This is a genomic window from Haloferax profundi (assembly GCF_001469865.1).
GTDB lineage: Archaea > Halobacteriota > Halobacteria > Halobacteriales > Haloferacaceae > Haloferax > Haloferax profundi.
Map to the genome: position 1 here is coordinate 1 of NZ_LOPV01000134.1, position 18,558 is coordinate 18,558.

19 protein-coding genes are annotated in these 18,558 nt (G+C 63.5%); 11 read left to right on the plus strand and 8 right to left on the minus strand.

Features of this window, described 5'->3' with window-relative positions; translation table 11 throughout:
• Window positions 1–876 (plus strand): HFX_2341 family transcriptional regulator (locus AUR66_RS06635; protein ID WP_157533020.1); only part of this gene is annotated, 876 nt, incomplete at its 5' end.
• A gap of 295 nt (window positions 877–1,171) precedes the next feature.
• Here the strand turns inward: AUR66_RS06635 and AUR66_RS06640 are convergent.
• The 3 genes from AUR66_RS06640 to AUR66_RS06650 all read right to left on the minus strand — a co-directional run bounded on the left by AUR66_RS06640 (window position 1,172) and on the right by AUR66_RS06650 (window position 4,395).
• Window positions 1,172–2,227, minus strand: coding sequence for a hypothetical protein (locus tag AUR66_RS06640; protein ID WP_058571689.1), 1,056 nt, complete (start codon window positions 2,225–2,227; stop codon window positions 1,172–1,174).
• A gap of 102 nt (window positions 2,228–2,329) precedes the next feature.
• A complete protein-coding gene (locus AUR66_RS06645) occupies window positions 2,330–3,487 on the minus strand; it encodes a hypothetical protein (RefSeq protein WP_058571690.1) in 1,158 nt (385 codons plus the stop codon).
• A 170-nt stretch (window positions 3,488–3,657) separates the two neighbouring features.
• Window positions 3,658–4,395 (minus strand): DUF1405 domain-containing protein, encoded by a 738-nt coding sequence (locus AUR66_RS06650; RefSeq protein WP_058571691.1) that lies wholly within the window; start codon window positions 4,393–4,395, stop codon window positions 3,658–3,660.
• Between the two features lie 123 nt (window positions 4,396–4,518).
• Here AUR66_RS06650 and pdxS point away from each other — a divergent pair, with 123 nt between their 5' ends.
• Window positions 4,519–5,427 (plus strand): pyridoxal 5'-phosphate synthase lyase subunit PdxS, encoded by a 909-nt coding sequence (gene pdxS / locus AUR66_RS06655; protein WP_058571692.1) that lies wholly within the window; start codon window positions 4,519–4,521, stop codon window positions 5,425–5,427.
• A 64-nt stretch (window positions 5,428–5,491) separates the two neighbouring features.
• On the opposite strand, the gene AUR66_RS06660 is transcribed toward pdxS, so the two are convergent.
• The 3 genes from AUR66_RS06660 to AUR66_RS06670 form a co-directional block, all read right to left on the minus strand.
• A complete protein-coding gene (locus AUR66_RS06660; RefSeq protein WP_058571693.1) occupies window positions 5,492–5,989 on the minus strand; it encodes a universal stress protein in 498 nt (165 codons plus the stop codon).
• Between the two features lie 133 nt (window positions 5,990–6,122).
• Entirely contained in the window at window positions 6,123–7,004 is an 882-nt protein-coding gene (locus AUR66_RS06665) for a homoserine kinase (protein WP_058571694.1), read from the minus strand.
• Window positions 7,005–7,081: 77 nt separating this feature from the next.
• The gene (locus AUR66_RS06670; RefSeq protein WP_058571695.1) at window positions 7,082–8,872 is read right to left on the minus strand and encodes a sensor histidine kinase; all 1,791 of its coding nucleotides are present in this window, start codon (window positions 8,870–8,872) and stop codon (window positions 7,082–7,084) included.
• Window positions 8,873–8,969: 97 nt separating this feature from the next.
• Between AUR66_RS06670 and AUR66_RS06675 the strand changes: the two genes are divergently transcribed.
• From AUR66_RS06675 to AUR66_RS06685, 3 genes are all read left to right on the plus strand, one after another.
• The gene (locus AUR66_RS06675) at window positions 8,970–10,283 is read left to right on the plus strand and encodes an NAD(P)/FAD-dependent oxidoreductase (protein WP_058571696.1); all 1,314 of its coding nucleotides are present in this window, start codon (window positions 8,970–8,972) and stop codon (window positions 10,281–10,283) included.
• A gap of 119 nt (window positions 10,284–10,402) precedes the next feature.
• The gene (locus tag AUR66_RS06680; protein ID WP_058571697.1) at window positions 10,403–11,086 is read left to right on the plus strand and encodes a TetR/AcrR family transcriptional regulator; all 684 of its coding nucleotides are present in this window, start codon (window positions 10,403–10,405) and stop codon (window positions 11,084–11,086) included.
• Window positions 11,083–12,564, plus strand: coding sequence for an MATE family efflux transporter (locus tag AUR66_RS06685; protein ID WP_058571698.1), 1,482 nt, complete (start codon window positions 11,083–11,085; stop codon window positions 12,562–12,564). The genes AUR66_RS06680 and AUR66_RS06685 overlap by 4 nt, the downstream gene beginning before the upstream one ends.
• 21 nt (window positions 12,565–12,585) lie before the next feature.
• On the opposite strand, the gene AUR66_RS06690 is transcribed toward AUR66_RS06685, so the two are convergent.
• Complete coding sequence (locus AUR66_RS06690; protein ID WP_058571699.1) at window positions 12,586–13,179, minus strand: DUF6149 family protein; 594 nt, start codon at window positions 13,177–13,179, stop codon at window positions 12,586–12,588.
• A gap of 105 nt (window positions 13,180–13,284) precedes the next feature.
• Here AUR66_RS06690 and AUR66_RS06695 point away from each other — a divergent pair, with 105 nt between their 5' ends.
• The 6 genes from AUR66_RS06695 to mptA all read left to right on the plus strand — a co-directional run bounded on the left by AUR66_RS06695 (window position 13,285) and on the right by mptA (window position 18,061).
• Window positions 13,285–14,193 (plus strand): winged helix-turn-helix domain-containing protein, encoded by a 909-nt coding sequence (locus AUR66_RS06695; RefSeq protein ID WP_058571700.1) that lies wholly within the window; start codon window positions 13,285–13,287, stop codon window positions 14,191–14,193.
• Window positions 14,194–14,281: 88 nt separating this feature from the next.
• A complete protein-coding gene (locus AUR66_RS06700) occupies window positions 14,282–14,638 on the plus strand; it encodes a hypothetical protein (protein WP_058571701.1) in 357 nt (118 codons plus the stop codon).
• A 164-nt stretch (window positions 14,639–14,802) separates the two neighbouring features.
• Complete coding sequence (locus tag AUR66_RS06705) at window positions 14,803–16,044, plus strand: NAD(P)/FAD-dependent oxidoreductase (protein WP_058571702.1); 1,242 nt, start codon at window positions 14,803–14,805, stop codon at window positions 16,042–16,044.
• 219 nt (window positions 16,045–16,263) lie between these two features.
• Window positions 16,264–16,503 (plus strand): hypothetical protein, encoded by a 240-nt coding sequence (locus AUR66_RS06710; protein ID WP_058571703.1) that lies wholly within the window; start codon window positions 16,264–16,266, stop codon window positions 16,501–16,503.
• A gap of 156 nt (window positions 16,504–16,659) precedes the next feature.
• Window positions 16,660–17,055, plus strand: coding sequence for a DUF7124 domain-containing protein (locus AUR66_RS06715; RefSeq protein ID WP_191965891.1), 396 nt, complete (start codon window positions 16,660–16,662; stop codon window positions 17,053–17,055).
• 79 nt (window positions 17,056–17,134) lie between these two features.
• Window positions 17,135–18,061: a GTP cyclohydrolase MptA gene (gene mptA, locus AUR66_RS06720; protein ID WP_058571705.1), complete on the plus strand. Its 927-nt coding sequence runs from the start codon at window positions 17,135–17,137 to the stop codon at window positions 18,059–18,061.
• A gap of 30 nt (window positions 18,062–18,091) precedes the next feature.
• On the opposite strand, the gene AUR66_RS06725 is transcribed toward mptA, so the two are convergent.
• On the minus strand, window positions 18,092–18,558 hold a 467-nt coding region (locus AUR66_RS06725; protein ID WP_449271633.1), incomplete at its 5' end, for a DUF7436 family protein.

Sequence of the window (18,558 nt, forward strand, 5' to 3'; positions counted from 1 at the left end):
CCTCTCATCCGCGATCAGTTGGACGTCGACCGCGTCATCCTCCTCGAAGGGGCTGTCGGGAGCGAGGCGAACGTCGAGTATTCGATGAACCTCTCCGGGAAGTTGGAGAAGGACTTCGAGAACCTCCTCGGCGCGGAGACAGAACGCGTCGTCGTCCACGACGTGTACGACTACGACGCCGCGTTCGAGCAGGCGTACGACCTCATCAACGCCGAACTCGACGCCGACGACGAGGTGCGGGGAGACGACGAGAAACCCGGCGAAGTCTGGGTGAACGTGAGCGCCATGCCCCGCCCCGTCTCGTTCGCCTTCGCGACGGCGGCCCACTCCATCATGGTGGAGCGACAGGCCGACAGAGACCGCATCCACACCTACTACACGGCCCCGGAGAAGTATCTGGAGACCGAACTCGCCGAGGAACTGCGTGCTGGTCGGGACCTGCTCGAGTCCATCCTCGAATCGGGCGAGATAGACGAGGCGGAAATCCGCGAACGACTCGACGTGTCGTCCGACCTGCTCTCGGAGTTCGACGAACGCGGGACGACCATCGGTGCGAAACAAATCGGTGAGCGCCACATCGTCGAACTCCCCGTGGCTTCCTTCTCGAACGTCAAACCGTTCGAGGAGGTCATCCTCTTCAAACTCGGCGAACACGGCGAGTTCGGGTCCGTCTCGGAACTCGCCGAAGCGCTGGCCCGCGAGATGAACGAAGAGTACACCGACTCCTTCCGGTCGAAGGTCATCTACAACGTCGACCGACTCGGCCCCGGTGGGAAAGGCTACATCGAGCAGGAAGAACGCGGGAAGTCCTACCGGACGCGACTCTCCCGTATCGGCGAGTTGTGGGTCCGCGCGCACGCAGATAGCGACGAGTAGGAGCGACGTGCCGCCGTCGCTCCTCGGGAGTCGGTGTAGGCAGACGAGTCGAGCGTGAACGCCGAGCAGCACGATTCTGTGCGGTCTGGCCGCGCCCCAGTATAAGAACCTTCGCCGGTGGTGTGTCACTGTATCCCACGCGCGTAGTTCTTACGTTCGTCTTCGACCTACCGAATGTCAGGTGAACCGAACTGCCCCCGTCGCCGAGTGCGTGCCTCAGTTCCCGCCGTGGCGACGCCAGTCGATTGGTTGCCCATCCTGTACACCGTCCTCTCTCCCCTCACCCCCTCTCGTTTTAGAAGTCCAGACCCGACGGGTCGTCGCTCGGCGCTAACGGACTCCGTGGAAGCCCTTCCGGCGGTTCCGGGAGGTTGTACGCACTCGGCGCGACGTCGTTCGGGCCATCTGCGTAGAACACCGACGCGAGCAGTTGGATGTGGTCGCGCCCGACGCCGAGTTCGAACTGGCCGCCGCCGTAGAGTGACATCCCTCGTTCGTGGGCGTACTCGATGGTGTCGAAGAGCGACTCGACGGTGCCGAACCGCGAGGGCTTGATGTTCAGCCACGACGGTTCGAACGGCAGTTCTTCGACGGATTCGACGCCCGTAATCGGGTAGTCCCACGAGACCCGGTCTTCGTGGCCGTCGAACAGCGGGCGGGTCTCGTCCGTGAACGCGGGGTCCTCGACGACTGCGTCGGGGAACCCGGAGAGGACGCGTTCGTACAGGGCCGGGTCTGCTTCTTGGTCGACCTCGGTCCCCTCGTACTGCCCCTTCAGGTCGAGGATTCTGACGCAGTCGTGGTCGGCGAGTGACACCACGAGGTCGTCGTCCCAGTCTGAGGTGGGGTCGAGTTTGAACTCGCAGTCTGGGTCACGGTCGAGGAGCATCTCGACGCGGTCGGCAGACGGCGGGTCGCCGAGGCGAGTGCTCACGACGAACCGTACCGGGTCGCGTTCGCGGCCAACTGCGGTGGCGAGGTCGGTCTCGTTCTGTCGGAGCGCGAGGTCCAAACCGGCGGATTCGAGCGCCCAGCGGCGATAGTGTTCAGACGTGGCGCGTTCGGGCGCTTTCGTCGGGAAGAGGTCGACGCCGTCGAGGGCGGCCGAGAAGTCGGCGAACGAGTCGTACGACCCCACGAGGTCGAACACGTCGTCGGGGGCGTCGGCGAGGGCGTCGTGGTCTTCTGCGTCGTAGGTCACGTCTTCGCCGCGTCCGACGTGGCCGTCACCAGTGAGTGCGAAGATGGTGGTCTTACGGAGGAATCCACTCGAGGTATCACTCTCGTGGCGCGTGCGGGAGACGGAGTCGATGGTGAGTGGCACGTCCGCAACTCGGTCGAAGAAAGTCATCGGGTGACAGGTTGGGCGCGGCGAGGGAAAAGCGTGTGTCTCAGCGTGAGACGTGGGACACGCTGGGCGACGACGTCCGGTTCGGTCGCCTCCTGTCGAGGGTCACACGAACTGGATGACCACCTCTGCAACGGGGACAAAAGCGGACACGGCCAAGGGGACTAAATCGGAGACGAAAGACGGCCACGTTCGGATACGGTCGGCCGTCCGGTTAACGTCTTCCAGGAGGCCAATCTCACTCGCGACGGACGAATCGAGAGTCCCCTCGCCCGTCCACCCGACGAGGAGTTCGTCACGGCGCTGGTCGAGTGCATCGACCAAGTGGCGCTTGCCGGTTGCGATGTGGAGGTGGATTACCCAGACTGGGACGGCGAAGATGAGCACGCCGACGACGACGAGGACGGTGACGAGGAGAAGGTGGAGCGCCAGGTCGGGTGACGTGGGGACGCTCCGGGACGTGAAGGGCGCAGCGAGCGAAATCCCGGAATCGAGCCAGTAGTAAATCACCAGCACGGTCACACCGACGAACCAACTGACTGCGACGGAGACTCCGAGACTGGCGACGGGCTCGAACTGACTCGCGGCGGTGTGGAGATTCGCGATTTCGAACTCACGGAGTGCTGTCAGCAGACGAAGGTGGAGGAGGAACAGGAAGATACCGAGGAGTCCGAGAAAGACCAACCAGACGTTGAGGTAGATGAGGACGAGGTCCCATCCAATTCGCGGGTCGAGCCCGTTTCCGACCACGATAAACACCGGTTCGAACACGACGAACGCGACGAAGACGAGTTTGAGGTCGACCACCCGGTCGCGACGAATCCGGTACATTCGGTCGAGATACCCGTCGACGAGGGCTCGGTACCGCTCTCGTTCTTCGACAGCAAAACAGGCTTCCACACGATTCCAGATGTCTGTGTAGGCCACCGACCACTGCCCCACGATGACCAGTTCGATGAAGATACCGACAGTGCCCATCACCGCGGAGAGGCCGAGAAAGTTCACGTCCAAGAACGACCATCCGTCGAACGGACGGTTCAAGAACAGATACGATGCTTCACGACCGACCGCGACCGAGAGCGCGAGCCCGACGACGAAGTAGGCAACACTCAAGAGCGCTGCACGACGGACGACTGAACTGAAGTCACTCGACGGGAACAATCGCGACACCCACGTCAGCCGATAGTGTGGCTCGGAGCCTCGACCACTCGCGTCGGCCGTTCCTCGCCCGGTCAACCGGTCGTCTCGCCCCCACTGCGACATGTTATATAATACCACACAATTAGTGATGAACACTCCGCCTGCCGTTGGTCTCTAGAGTTGTGACGGTGCTCGCACCGGGGACGCTCGCTCACCTCGTTCGCTCGTGTCTCGGAGATACTACGACACTGGGAGTTCGTCGACGACGACCAAGCCGACGGGAGTGTCTCGACTCAGACTGCACCGCGTTCGACTTTCACGACACGCGTCGAGAGGGCGAGGAACGTCGCAGTCAGCGTCAACACGACGGCACCCGCGGCGGCGAGTTCGTGGGCCGGCGCGATGTGCTGGACGACACCGTCGAGAATCGGTTCTGCGGGGATGAGCGTGTGGTGCGGCGTTCCGACCAGCGGGACGAAATAGTCGACGACGTCGTTGAACCCGTACCAGACGACGGCGGTGAAGACGGCGACGATGGGGAACGTCGCGTAGCGCTGGATGAGGAACGCCTCGACGACCATCGCGAGGTGACTCCAGAAGAGGAAGTTGTACATCGCCCAGTGGAGGTACGAGAAGTCGCTCTTGAACACGAGCAAGACGTACGGCGTCCACAAGCCGAGTTTGAGACACCCGAAGAACGCGAGGGCGTTGAGGTACTCGTTCGAGCGGCCGAGTTTCCACAACGCGAGCGAGAGGGCGATAAAGAGCGTCGCGACCGGACTGTCGGGGACGAACGGCCACATCACGACGGGTTCGATGCTGAACTGAAAGCCGTAGTACCAAAAGCCGAAGGCGGTGCCGACGAGGTTGATGACGACGACGACCCACGCGACGTTGAGACCGAAGTTTTCGAGCCACTCCGGAAGTGGGTTGAGCCACCGTGGCAGGTCTGCTGTCGCGGGTAATTCGTCGTCGCCGAAGAGAGACCTCGGGTCGTCGAGTAGTCGGCGCAATCGCGTCACCGCGTCCATACCCACGCCGAAGCGTGGGGGAGGGAAAGCGGTGCCGGTCTTACCCATGGAATCCGGTGACGAATGAGAACCGATGACGGTCGGAAGAGATTGCTTAAGTGTACCCAGTCGCAAGCCACGAATATGGCTGAGGAGACCGACCTGGAGGAACTCCGGCGCGGCACTGAACTCGTCAAACGCGGGTTCGCACAGATGCAGAAAGGCGGCGTCATCATGGACGTCGTCAACGCTGAGCAAGCAAAGATAGCCGAGGAAGTCGGCGCAGTCGCCGTCATGTCGCTCGAAGCGGTCCCCGCCGACATCCGCAAGCGTGGCGGTGTCTCTCGGATGGCCGACCCGGAGAAGGTCACAGAGATTATCGACGCCGTCTCTATCCCGGTGATGGGAAAGGCACGTATCGGCCACTACACCGAGGCCCAGATTCTCGAGGCTGTCGGCGTCGACATGGTCGACGAGAGTGAGGTTCTCACCCCTGCCGACAACGAGTACCACATCGACAAGCGCGACTTCACCGCGCCGTTCGTCTGTGGCGCACGCAACCTCCCCGAGGCACTCCGCCGCATCAACGAAGGTGCCGCGATGATTCGCACGAAAGGTGAGGCCGGCACGGGCGACGTGAACCAGGCGGTCACCCACCAGCGAACCATCAAGAACCAGATTCGTACGCTCACCGGACTGAACTTCGACGAACGCGAGAAGTGGGCCCGCGAACACGAAGCACCCGCCGAACTCGTCCACGAGACGGCCGAGATGGGCCGTCTGCCCGTCGTCAACTTCGCCGCCGGCGGTATCGCCACCCCGGCAGACGCCGCACTCATGATGTACCACGAGTGCGACGGCATCTTCGTCGGGTCGGGTATCTTCGGTGCCGAGGACCCAGAGAAGATGGGCAAGGCAGTCGTCGAGGCAGTCAACAACTGGGACGACCCGGAGAAACTCGCCGAAATCGCTACGGGCATCGGCAAGGGCATGAAGGGCGAAGCGAACGTCGACATGCCCGAAGAGAAGAAACTGCAAGGCCGCGGCGTCTAATTCGGTCTACGACGGACACTTCTCGTCGATTCGTTCGACTGCGTGAACGCGACGAGACGACCGATTACGCGAGAGCGCTCTTCTTCTCTTTCGACTCGGAGTCCGTTTCGTCCGCTTCGGCGAGGAGGACCGTCACCGGACCGTCGAACTTGAGCATGATGGACTGCGTGGTGTCGCGGGAGATGAGTTTCCCCGTGGGCGAGCGACGGCGACCCGAGATGAACAGGTGGTCGCACGCTTCCCACTGGGCCGTCTCCAAAACGGAGTCCACTTCGGGGCCGATGTCGGCCACGACACGGTACTCCACGTCGAGGCCATCGAGTGTCTCGCGGGCGAGCCGCTTCGCTCGGCGGCGCGCCGACTCTGTCGCTTGGTCCACACCGTAGACGACGTCGGACGACCCGACGTCGGCGAGGGCGGACCGCGTCTCTTCGAACTCGTCGTTCGGGATGACGGTGAGGACGACGAGTTCTGCTCCGCTTCCGGCAGCGAGTTCGCCGGCCTCTCGGAGGATACGCTTCGACCGCTCGTTGGGGGTCACGACGACGAGTGCTCGGTTCATGTTCCAAACTTCTCGCGTTTGTGAGAAAAGTCTTCTCGGAATCGTGTTACCACTGACCATGTGACTACGTTACGGCCACTCTGCCGGTAGAATTCGTGAAGAATGAGCGTGTGGTAGCGTGTCTCAAGAACGCTCAGAAATCGAATACTTCAGCCCCGCTTCCGACGCGGGTCTTGTAGGCGCGGGCGGCGACGTCCGCCTCGTCGAAGGCTTCGACCATCGCCGCGGCGACGCGAGTTCGCTCACGTTCACCACACACAGCGAGCACCGATGGGCCGGCACCGGAGACGGTGACCCCGTCTGCACCCGCGGCGAGGGCGGCAGACCGAACGTCGGCGTACCCGGTGATGAGTTCGGCCCGCGCCGGCGTGACGATTCGGTCGTCCATCCCCGCGCCGACGAGAGCAGGGTCGCGTCGACACATCCCGACCGAGAGCGTCGCCGCCCGGCCGACAGTGTGGACGATATCCTCCATGTTCGCGGTGTCGGGGACGACGCGCCGTGCGTCGCGGGTCGAGACGGCGATTTCGGGGAGGCAGGCGACCAGTGGAATGTCGGCATCGACGGTGGTCACACCCTCTCCCGTCGCGACGGTGAACCCGCCGAGGAGTGCGGGTGCGACGTTGTCGGCGTGTGCCTCGCCGGAGACGACTGCCTCACCTTCGGCAGCGACCGGCACGAGTTCTTCGCGAGAGAGTCCCCTGTCGTACAACTCGTTCAACGCGAGGGCGGCGGCGGCGGAACTCGCGGCGGACGACCCGAGACCCGACGACGGGCGGACGCCCTTGTCGATGCGGATGTGTGCGGGTGCGTCGAGTGCCTCGGCGACGGCACCGACGACGTTTCGGTCCGGGTCTGTGGGGATGTACTGACTCCCGACACCCGTCACTTCGATTGTTGTGCGGTCCGCTCGCTCGACGTGAACGACGTCTGCCGGGCGGTCGAGAGCCACACCGAAGACGTCGAACCCACTTCCGAGATTGGCGCTCGTGGCGGGTGCGCGGACCGTAACCATGCCCCGGAGTTGCCGTATCGCAGATAAAAATGTGGCGAACGTCGCATTCGGACGGTCTCTCGGTGTCGAACCCCGTCTCAGTCGTCTGTCGACTCTGCGGCAACCGTCTCGTCGTCCGATTTCGTGGGCGTTTCGATGCCGCTGAACTCGAACCGAGCACCGCCTGCGGACGACGACGTCAGCGAAACCGACCACCCGTGTGCTTCGGCTACGGACTTGACGATGGGAAGGCCGAACCCGGTCCCGTCTTCGTGTGTCGTGTAGCCTCGTTCGAACACGTCTTCGCGTTCAGATTCGGGGATACCGGGACCGTCGTCTTCGACGTAGAAGCCATCGCCTCGCTGGCCGACGGTGACGGTGAGAGAGTCGCTGTCCGCATCTCTCTCCGGCGTCGTCTCGTGTTCCACAGCGCCACCAGACGAGGTCTGGTCGCTCGTTGAACCATGTTCAACGGCGTTCCGAAACAGGTTCTCGAACAGTTGTCGGAGACGGCCCCGGTCGGCGACGACAGTCGTCTCGGTGCGCACGTCGAGCGTCGCGTCGCCGACGGCGACACTGTCCCACGCCTCGTGTGCGACGGTGCGAAGCGCGACGGGTGAGACGACGGTGAGCGTCTCTCCTTGGCGAGCGAGTGTGAGCAAGTCTTCGATAATCGTCTCCATCCGGTCGTGGGCGTCTTCGACGCGCTCGAAGTACTCGTCGTCGCCCGTCTCGTGTGCCAGTTCGAGGTAGCCGCGGGCGACAGTCAGTGGGTTGCGCAAGTCGTGTGAGACGACGGACGCGAACTCTTCGAGACGGTCGTTTTGGCGCTTCAGTCTGCGTTCGCGCTCTTTGCGCGCGGTGATGTCGCGGACGAGGATGAGCGTCCCGGAAGTCGCCGCGTCGTCACCGAGTTGCGTCGTGTTCACGAGGAAATCTCGCTCCTCGCCGTCGGTAGTCACCGTCACCTCGGACCTCGATGGGTCGTCGACGGCGGCCATCACCGCCGAAGGAAGCGTCTGTTCGACGGGGAGACCGTACGAATCGACGAGCGGTCTGGCGAGCACCTGTTCGCCCGACGGGTTCGCGTCGAGGATTCTGTCGTCACTATCGAGGACGATTGCGGCCCAGTCCATCGATTCGACGGCAGACTCCCAGGCGATGGGGACGACGGTGAAGAGGCGATGACGGAAGACGCTCCACGCGACGGCCGTAGACGTCAGTGAGAACGCCAGCGCGGGGAGGTTCAACCCTGGAACGGGACTCGCATCTGCGACGTAGACCACGCCGCCGATAGCCGGGACGAGACCCCCGACGAGCAGTCCGAACGTCTGTTTTCGGTAGATTCCGTCGGCGCGGAGCAGCGTTCGGAGGAGGACGCCGACACCGACGAAGATGAGGATGTACGCGTAGACGATGAACCCGGTGAACGCGATGTTGTGGTCGTTCACGAGGACGACGTACCCACTCTGTTGCGAAAGCCAGAGGCCGTCCCAGATGAGGCCGTGCCACTGGTTCGTCAACGCGAGACCGGCAGCGAGCGCCGAGATGCTTCCAAGTCCGACCCACGCTGTCCGGGGGAGGTCGTCGAACCCGGCGTGGCGAAGCACGTACGCCAGCCACAACAGCGGCAACGGCGCGATACCGAGGTAACCGAGTTGGTTCAGGAGAACCTTGGTCGCGAAGTCCGTCCGGGAGAGTTCGAGAGCGTACATCCCCATCCACAGACCGGACGCAAAGAGCAAGAGTGCGCCGAGGGTCGCTCCGGGAACGAGGCGGCGCGCCGTCCGGCGTTGAAGCAAGTAGACGCCGAGGATCACGAAGAGGCCCGCACCGACCCCGAGCGGAATCGTGTAGGGTGTGGCCTGCCAGTGAGACGCGCCGTGCATGCAGAGGACTGGGGAGACAGGGGTTAAAACTCCAACCTTCGCTTCCCGAGACGGACCAATCAGAAAGGACTTTCCGACGCCCATCGAAGCCCGGTCTATGATAGGCATCGTCGGCGGCGGCATCGCGGGCCTCGCCGCGGCGCATCGACTCCGTAAACGGGGTCACGACGTTCGCATCTTCGAGGCGGCCGACTCACTCGGCGGTCTCGCGGCGACCTACGAGACGAACGGCGACGACATCGAGAAGTTCTACCACCACCTCTCGAAGTCCGAAGAGACCATCGTCGAACTCGCCGAGGAACTCGGCCTCGGCGACGACCTGGAGTGGCGCATCGGCAAGAACGCCTACTACGTCGACGGTGTGGTCCACCCGTTGGACACGGCGTGGCAAATCGCGGCGTACCCACACATGAGCCTCTACGACAAGTTCCGCCTCGGGATGCTCACCCTCGGCGTCGACGTGCGCGGCGGCATCCCGGACTTCGACGCCTACGAGGAACTCGCGGAGTACGAACACACGCCCATCCGGGACTTCGTGGTCGAACACACGACGCAGGGCGTCTACGACAACTTCGTCGAACCGCTCCTCGACGGCAAGTTCGGCGAGCGCAAAGACGACGTGTCGGCCGCGTGGTTCCTCGGGCGCGTTCGCTTCCGCGGCGAACGTGACCTGCTCCGTGGCGAACTCCTCGGCTACTTCGACGGCGGGTTCGCCCCGCTCATCGACGCTCTCGTCGATGCCGTCGGCCGAGAGAACATTCAGACCGGGTCGCGTGTCACCGGCCTCGACACCGACGACGGGGAGGTGGACACCATCACAGTCGAGACAGATGACGGAACCGAGACCCACGAGGTCGAGTCGGTGGTCGTCGCCGCGATGCCGAACGTCCTCGAAGACCTCACTGGGTTCCAGTGCGACATCGACTTCCAGGGCGCCGTCTGTGGCCTCGCGACTATGTCCGAGTCGCTGATGGACACCTACTGGCTCAACATCGCCCACGACGCGCCGTTCGGGTCGCTCATCGAACACACGAACTTCGTCCCGCCGGAGCAGTACGGCGACGACCACCTGCTCTACGTGGCGAGTTACGTCCAGGGGCCGCACGAAGACCTCTGGCAGATGGACGACGACGAAGTCGAAGACGTGTGGTTCGACGAAATCGAGGACATGTTCCCCGACTTCGACCGCTCCGTTGTCGAGGACTTCAAAATCGCCCGCAACCCGCGCGCCGGTCCGGTGTACGAACGTGGCTACCTCGACCTCGTCGTCCCCTACGACCTGGCGGACGACGTCGCCGACGGCGTCTACTACGCCGGCATGGCCTCCGAGGCGCAGTACCCCGAGCGCTCGCTCAACGGTGGCATCGTCGCCGGGTACGAAGTCGCCGACCGAATCGACGAGCGACTGTAACCTCCCCCGACCCACGCGCCGACCACGTCTCCGATTTCGTGTCACGTCGAGCCACGCTTACCGGCAATCCACTACGAATCCGGAACCCCTTTTGGCGTCACTGACTGACCAGTCAGTTAGTGAGTTCTGACGCGACGCCGGACCAGTCTGTCCCCGACGAGGTCCACGACGAGTTGATGCAGGCGACGTATCGGGCGCTGTGCGCCCACGGGTACGCCGACTTGACCATGCAGCGAATCGCCGACGAGGCAGGAAAGAGCAAGTCCCTCCTCCACTACCACTACGGGACGAAACGCGAGTTGCTCGTCGCGTTCCTCGCGTACCTGCTGGACCGATTCGAGGAGAAAGTCGACGCAACCGAGGGCGACGCGCCGGAAGAGCGACTTCGGTTCCTCCTCGACAAGATGGTGCCCGACGTGGACGACGACGGCGACTACGACCGGTTCGGCCTCGCTCTGACGGAACTTCGGACGCAGGCCCCCCACGACGAGGCCTACCGGGAACAAATCGCCCAGAACGAGGCGGCCATCCGCGAACGCTTCGCCGACATCATCCGCGACGGTATCGAACAGGGCGTCTTCCGCGAGGTAGACGCCGACCGGACGGCGTCGCTCCTGTTCGCCGCCCTCGACGGCGCGCGCCTCCAGCGAGTCATCGTCTCCGGGTCCGACGCGGACGACGTGACCTGCTCGGCACACGACGCCCCCCACGACGTTCGCGCCGCACTGGAGACGTTCGTCGTCTCGAACCTCCTCGGCGACGACCATGACGAGACGAGTGCGGTGACGGAGGGTGCCGAGTGAGCACCCGCGACGTCAACCTGACAGAGGGTGACCTGCTCAAACCGCTGTTGACCCTCTCGATTCCCATCGTCCTCTCGCAACTCATGCAGGTCGGCTACAACCTCGCCGACACCTTCTGGGTCGGACGCGTGGGCGAGAACGCAGTGTCAGCGCTGTCGTTCTCGTGGCCGCTCGTCTTCCTCATGATATCCATCGGTGGCGGGTTCACCGTGGCCGGAACCGTCCTCGTCGCCCAGAACAAGGGTGCCGGCAACCACGACAGAGTCGACCACGTCGCCGGCCAGACCATCGCGTTCGTCACGCTCTTGTCGATATTCTTCTCGGCAGTTGGCTACCTCCTCGCGCCGACCATCTTGCCCCTCATCGGGACGACACCCGGCACCGAAGTCCACAACCTGGCCGTCGAGTACACGCGGACCATCTTCCTCGGCGTCTACTTCATGTTCGGCTTCTTCATCTTTCAGGCGCTCCTGCGCGGGTGGGGCGACACCCGGACGCCGATGTTCCTCATGGCCTTCGGCGTCGCGCTGAACGTCATCATCGACCCCTTCCTCATCCTCGGGTTCGACGGCAACCCGCTCTTCGGCATCATCGGCCTCGGCGCACTCCAGTCGCAACTCTTCGCGGCCACGGGGTTCACCGGGTTCGGTGTGCAAGGGGCGGCAATCGCAACCGTGTTCTCGCGCGGACTCGGCGCACTCGTCGGGTTCGGCCTCCTCTTCTCGGGGCGAGTCGGCATCCAACTCTCGCCGCGTGACCTCGTCCTGAAAGCCGAGACGGTCCGAAAAATCGTCAAAATCGGTGCGCCGACCAGTGTCGAGCAATCGACGCGCGCCCTCGGTGTGACGGCACTGACGGCCATCGTCGCGTTCGCCGGCGCGGAAGCAGTCGGCACCGACACCGCCGCGGCAGTCGCGGCGTTCGGTATCGGAATCCGCCTCAACTCGCTCGTGTTCCTCCCGGCCATCGGTCTCCAGCAGGGTATCGAGACAGTGGTCGGCCAGAACCTCGGCGCGGAGAAACCGGAGCGTGCAGAACACGGCGTCCACCTCGGCGCTGGCCTCATCGCCGGCGCACTCGTGTTCGTCTCTGCGGGCGCGTACTTCTTCGCCGAACCCATCTTCTCGGTGTTCATCCCCGGCGAACCGAACGTCATCGGAATCGGCGTGGACTTCCTCCGAATCATCGCGCCGTCGTACCTGTTCCTCGGCGTCTTCCGGGTCGTCTCCGGTGGATTCCGCGGAAGCGGGTCGACGCGGACGGCGATGATATTCACCCTCCTCTCGCTGTGGGTGTTCCGCATCCCGCCGGCGTACCTCCTCGTCGCCTACGGTGACATGGGCGTCACCGGCGTCTGGTGGGCGATATCGTTGTCGAACGTCGTCGCTGCCGTCGTCGCGTTCGCGTGGTTCACGCGCGGCACGTGGAAAGACAACGTCGTCGACTCGCCGCGGATGGCCGCGGCGGCAGACGACTAAAAACGGGGTTCGAGCGCGGCCTTACGCCGTCTCTTCGTCGACGTCTTGCAGACCCGGTGCCGCGTTCACGTCCACCTCTTCCGGTTCGTCGGTGCCGCCGACGTTGACCTCGCCAGTCTCGTCTTCGACGTACACGTCGTCGGCGAACCCGCCTTCCGCGTGCGGGTGGACGGGGTTGTCCAACTTCTCCAGCGTCGCGGGTGCGTCCGGAATCTCGATGGTTCGGAAGTCACCGAGCGGGTTCGCGATGTCGATGCCGTAGCGCTCGAAGAACTCCTCGTAGCGCTCGTAGTGGGCCTCGAGTTCGTCCGCCGGGAACTCCATCATCTCGGTCCACCCGTAGTTGTAGAAGTCGAAGTTGGCCTGGATGTGGGTTATCTCGCGTGCTTCGGCCTCCGGGAACCCGGCGTCGAGCGCCGCAAGGTAGGTGTCGAAGGTACACTCGAAGAACGCCGCCATGTGGGCTTCGCGCTCTTCCCGGTGGTCCGGGTCGGCGCGTTCGCCGAAGATGCGCACGTGGAGGTCGACCATCTTCTCGGTGGCGATGTCACCGATGACGGGCATGGTGAGGGCCTTCTTCGTCGCAAAGTGGCGGATGTTCTGACGAATCTTCATTCAGTCGCCGGCTTAGGGTCGAATACACGTAAAGACCACGCCTATGGAGGGACTGAACGAGATTTCACGAGGTGATTTATTGTATCGCGTGTTCATGTCCTGACTATGAGCGACTCCGCATCAATCCGCGAGGATTCGGTCCTCGACTGCGACGACTGCCTCTCCCCCGCCGAGGCGTTCGCAATCGTCGCGGACGAGACGCGACTGACCATCCTCGAAGCGCTCTGGGAGTCACCAGACCGCCCAGTCCCCTTCTCCGAACTTCGCCGGCGCGTCGGCGTCGACGACAGCGCCCGCTTCAACTACCACCTCGGCAAACTCCGCGGCCAGTTCGTCCACAAGACCGACGAGGGCTACGACTTCCGCCACGCCGGCGAGAAAGTCGTCCGCGCCGTGCTCGCAGGCACGTTCAACGAAGACCCGGTCCTCCCCGCGTTCCCCGCGCCGGGGACGTGTGTCTCGTGCGACGGTCCACTCGAAGCAGACTACGGCGACGAGAAACTCACCATCGCCTGTGCCGATTGTGAACGAGTCCACGCGCACGAGGAGTTCCCACCGGGTGGCCTCCAGAACCGGTCGACTGACGCGCTTCTCTCGGCGTTCGATCAGCGAGTGCGACACCTCCACTGCCTCGCCGCCGACGGCGTCTGCCCCGAGTGCGGCGGCACCACGAGTACCGAACTCTCTCGCGACACCGACCCGTTCGAACTCGACGTGGTCGTGAACCACCGTTGCGCGCAGTGTGCCTACGAGGCCGTCTCGCCCGTCGGACTGGTCTTACTCGACGAATCGACCGTCCTCGGGTTCCTCTCGTCTCGCGGCGACGACGTGTGCGGGACGCCCTTCTGGCGGTTCTCGTGGGTCGTCGGCGACGACGCCCTCACCATCGTGGACGACGACCCGTGGCGCATCAGCGTCCGTATCGAACACGAATCAGACGCGCTCGTCGTCGAACTCGACGAGACGCTCGCGTGCATCGATTCGCGCGTCGAACATCTCGGCGAAATTGCATAAATTCGGTACGGTAAGCCGGCTTACAAAAATATCATTCTGCTTACCCTTTTGGTGTCGGGGGTCGTCCGTCTAGACGAGGAGAACAACGATGACCCACGACAACAAACTCGGACTTCCAGACGCTCTGGACGAGCGTCCGGACACACTTGGAACGCTCGGTGACACGGTGTTCGTCGCGCTCGCAGCAGTGGTCGGTATCTTCGTCGCGACGTTCGCCGCCACACTCGTCGCTCCCCTCGGACCGGGAGTCGGCCTCGTGGCCCTCTTCGTCGGGTGGCCACTCGGATTCCTCGTCACGGCGCTTGGGTTCCGTGCGGTCCTCCGTGCGGCCGTCAGAACCGGCGCCCCCGCACTGGTTCGTGACGCCCTCCGCCGGACCCGCACTCCGACCCGTGTCGCCGCCGACGGTGGCCGACCGGACGACGTGCCGTGCGACTGCCACTAGTCGGTAATCACTTCCACGAACTGGCTATCTCTCTCGCGACCAGCAATCTCATCCACGAACCGGCTATTCTCTCCGTTTCTCGTCTCTCGCGGCGGATTTCCACTGACTAAACAATCATGAGGGAGATAGCAATCCACATTAACCCCGAATACAAACGTCGGGTCATGAGTCAATCGTACGTGATCGTCGGCGACGGCATCGCGGGGGCCTCAGCGGCCGAGACCCTCCGTGAGGAGGAACCCGATGCCGACATCACAATCATCACGGACGAGGGTGAACCCCTGTACAATCGTATCCTGATCAAAGAGTTCGCCAAGGGCAAACTCCCTGAGGCACCTATCTCCATCCACGACGAATCGTGGTACGACGACCGGGATGTCGACCTCGTCCTGAACACGCTCGTCACTGACATCGACCCCGACGCGCACACGCTCACCGCCCACGACGGCACCGAGTACGAGTACGACAAACTCCTCCTCGCCATCGGTGGCACCCCGACGCAACTCCCCGTCGAGAACTCCGACGCGGAAGGTATCCACCACTTCTGGACGTTCCAAGACGCCCGCGACATCAAAGAGCACATCGAACAGGCGGACAACTCCGTCGTCATCGGTGCGGGTCTCCTCGGCATCGACCTCGCGGCCATCACTGCCGCACAGGGCGTCGAAGGCAAGTACCTCATGCGCGGCAAGGCGTGGTGGCGCTACGCGCTCTCGCAGGACGGCGCAGAGATTATCCACAACGCGCTCCGCGAGCGTAACGTCGAACCGGTCTTCGACTCCGGTGTCGACCACTTCGAGATGGACGACGATGGCGTCGTCACGGCCGCTATCGACCCCAACGGCGACCGCTACCCCGCCGACTTCGTCGGCATCGCCATCGGCCTGAACTTCAACACGGAGATTCTCGGCGGCACGGACATCGAGTACGACACCGGCATCTACGTGGACGAGTACATGCGGACGAACCACGACGACATCTTCGCGGCCGGTGACATCACCGAGTTCCACGACGTCATCCTCGGCGAGCGTGCACAGAACGGTGCGTGGGGCTCCGCCAAGGAACAAGGAACCATCGCGGCCAAGAACATGGTCGACTACGGCTCTGCGGAGTTCCGCTGGGTCTCGTCGTACTCCATCACCCACTTCGACTTCCCGTTCCTCTCGTTCGGGCACCCGACCCTCGGCGACGAGAGCGTCGAAGCGAAGTACTCCGACACCGAGTGGCGGCGTCTCGCCATCAAGGACGGGAAAATCGTCGGCGGCGTCCTCATCGGCGACCTCTCGCCGCAGACGAAGTACAAGAAGCTCATGCGCGAACAGGTCGACGTCAGCGGTCAGTTGGACACCCTCGTGAAGCAGGACTTCCAACTCGAAGACCTCGAAGGCGCGGCGGCCGAACAGTAACCGGCCAGTCACCTCCCGGTTTTCTCCCTCTCTCAGCACCGACTGCGCCTCCCCGAGAGGCCCCTCGCAGCACTCGATTGGCTCACCCTTCTGCCACGCTCTCTTCGTCTTCTCACGCCCGTCACAGTCGAGACACGACGTGACTAATGGCTGTAGTATTCCCCTCCTGTCTGCAAGTTCTGGCAAACATTTATGTCACCTGATGCCATGTGTTACCATATGTCATCAAAGGACGAACAGCCCACGTCTGCGCCAGACGTCACCACGTCGCCCGTCGTCGTTCCCGTGACTGACGTGCCCGCCGGTGTTCGGGTTCACCACTTCGACGAACTCAGTGAGCAGACCCAGCACGCCCTCGCAACTGTGTCCCACTCGGGCCGTCTCGACATCGACCCGACCGCCACGCGTCTCTCGCGTGGCGACGTCGTCGTCTTCACCGAATATTTCCGCGTCCAGTAATCGCTGACGTCGGTCTCTCGACCCGTTTTCACACCACGTCGTTCGACACCCTGCCGAGTCACTGCTGACCGTCGGTTCGGTCGGCGAGGACCGAAGTGGTTTTCCACGCTTCGCCGCCTATCGGCGGACATGGCTGCAGGTGGCGGACAAGGGACGATGACGCTCGCGTTCGAACTAGAGGCCCTCAAACGCCTCGCAGACCCGAACGCGGCGTTCGCGGACGCTCGCACGTGGACGAAGTACGTCGGCGTCGTGAGCGAGAAACCGACGTACGTCGTGACCAACTTCACCCGGAAAGAACGCATCCGTCAGGACTTCTTCTCCGGTCCCCGCGGCGTCGAAGAGAGTCTCGAGAACGTGATGCGACAGTTCGACACCGACAGACACGTCTTCGTCGGGACCAGCGACGACGACAGGGCTATCGCCGAAGAGACCGGGTGGGAGTACCTCGCCGTCGAAGACGCGGCGGACGCGGCCGAGTGGCCCATCGCCGAGGACGACGAGTCGGTAGAAGACCCGTTCGAGGACGACGGCCGCGACGATTGGCCGTAGTGGCCCGGAGCGCTCCGTCCTCCAGCGGTTTGTTCGCCTATCGAAAGCACTAATCAGCAACAGCACTTCTTACTCGCTGATGAGTCACCAGTTGCCTGACGTACAGGCCTCTCAGCCGGACGTAACCGTCGGGCTCAGCCAGGTCGGCGTCACAGGCGTCGAGAAGCTCGTCAAGATTGCCCGCGACGGAAAACGTCCGCTCGTCTTGATGGCGGAGTTCGAAGTCTTCGTCGACCTCCCGAGTGGTCGAAAGGGCATCGACATGAGCCGAAATATGCAGGTCATCGACGAGGTTCTCGAAGCCGCCGTCTCCGAACCCGCCTACCGGGTCGAAGACATGTGCGGCGACGCCGCCGAACGTCTCCTCGCGAAACACGAGTACACCACGACGGCAGAGGTTCGGATGACTGCCGAACTCGTCGTCCGTGAAGATACTCCGGCCAGCGGACTGGCAACCCAGAGTACCGCACAGATTATCGCCAGTGCGACGGCCACCGAAGACGGAACCCGCGAAGAGATTGGGGCCGAAGTCGTCGGGATGACTGTCTGTCCCTGTTCGCAAGGGATGTCCGCCTCCCGCGCCCGTGACGTGCTTCAGGACCTCGCCGTCGACGACGACACCATCGAAGAGTTCCTCGAAAAAGTCCCCCAACCCGGTCACTCCCAGCGCGGTCACGCGACGCTCACCGTCGAGACAGAAGGGTCTCCCGACGTCGACCTCATGGACCTCATCGACATCGCCCGCGACTCGATGTCGGCACGCATCTACAACCTCGCGAAGCGCCCGGACGAAGACCACATGACGTACCACGCACACGCGAACGCGAAGTTCGTCGAAGACTGCGTCCGGTCGATGGCCGAGATGTCTGTGGAGGAACTCGCGCACCTCTCGGACGACGCAGTGGTCCACATGAAGCAGTCGAACGACGAGTCGATTCACCAGCACAACGCCCACGCGGAACGCGAAGTGACGCTGGGCCAACTACGAGACGAACTCGACGCCTAACGCACTCGGTGCGCTGTTTTTCGGTCGCTGTTACAACGGGAGCGGTGCCGCTGCCTCCCAGCGAGGGTCGAACGTCCCCCTGAGGTCGGCCGCGAAGTCCGGGTCCTTCAGGTCTATCATCGCGAACACCTGTCCGGGGTCCAGTGGGTTCGGCACCTCGATACAGACTTCCACGTCGTCGATGAGGTTGAACACGCCCGTGAGGTTCTCCGCCGTCCGCACGTGGAAGTCCGGGTGGTCGGAGAGTCGGTTCATGTACCGTTTGCCGACGCTCTCTGGCAGGCTATCGACGAGGTCCGGCGACATGAGAATCGAGACTTCCACGCCGCGTTCGAGTGCCGCTTCGAGTTCTTCGACGACGAGGTCACCGACCGCCCCGAGGTCGAACTGTGGCGATGGTGTCCCCGCGACCATCACGAGCGAATCGTCCGCCGCGGCCAAGCGCTCGACGAGGAGGTCTATCGTCTCGTCTGCGCCGACCGCAGCAGTCCAGAACT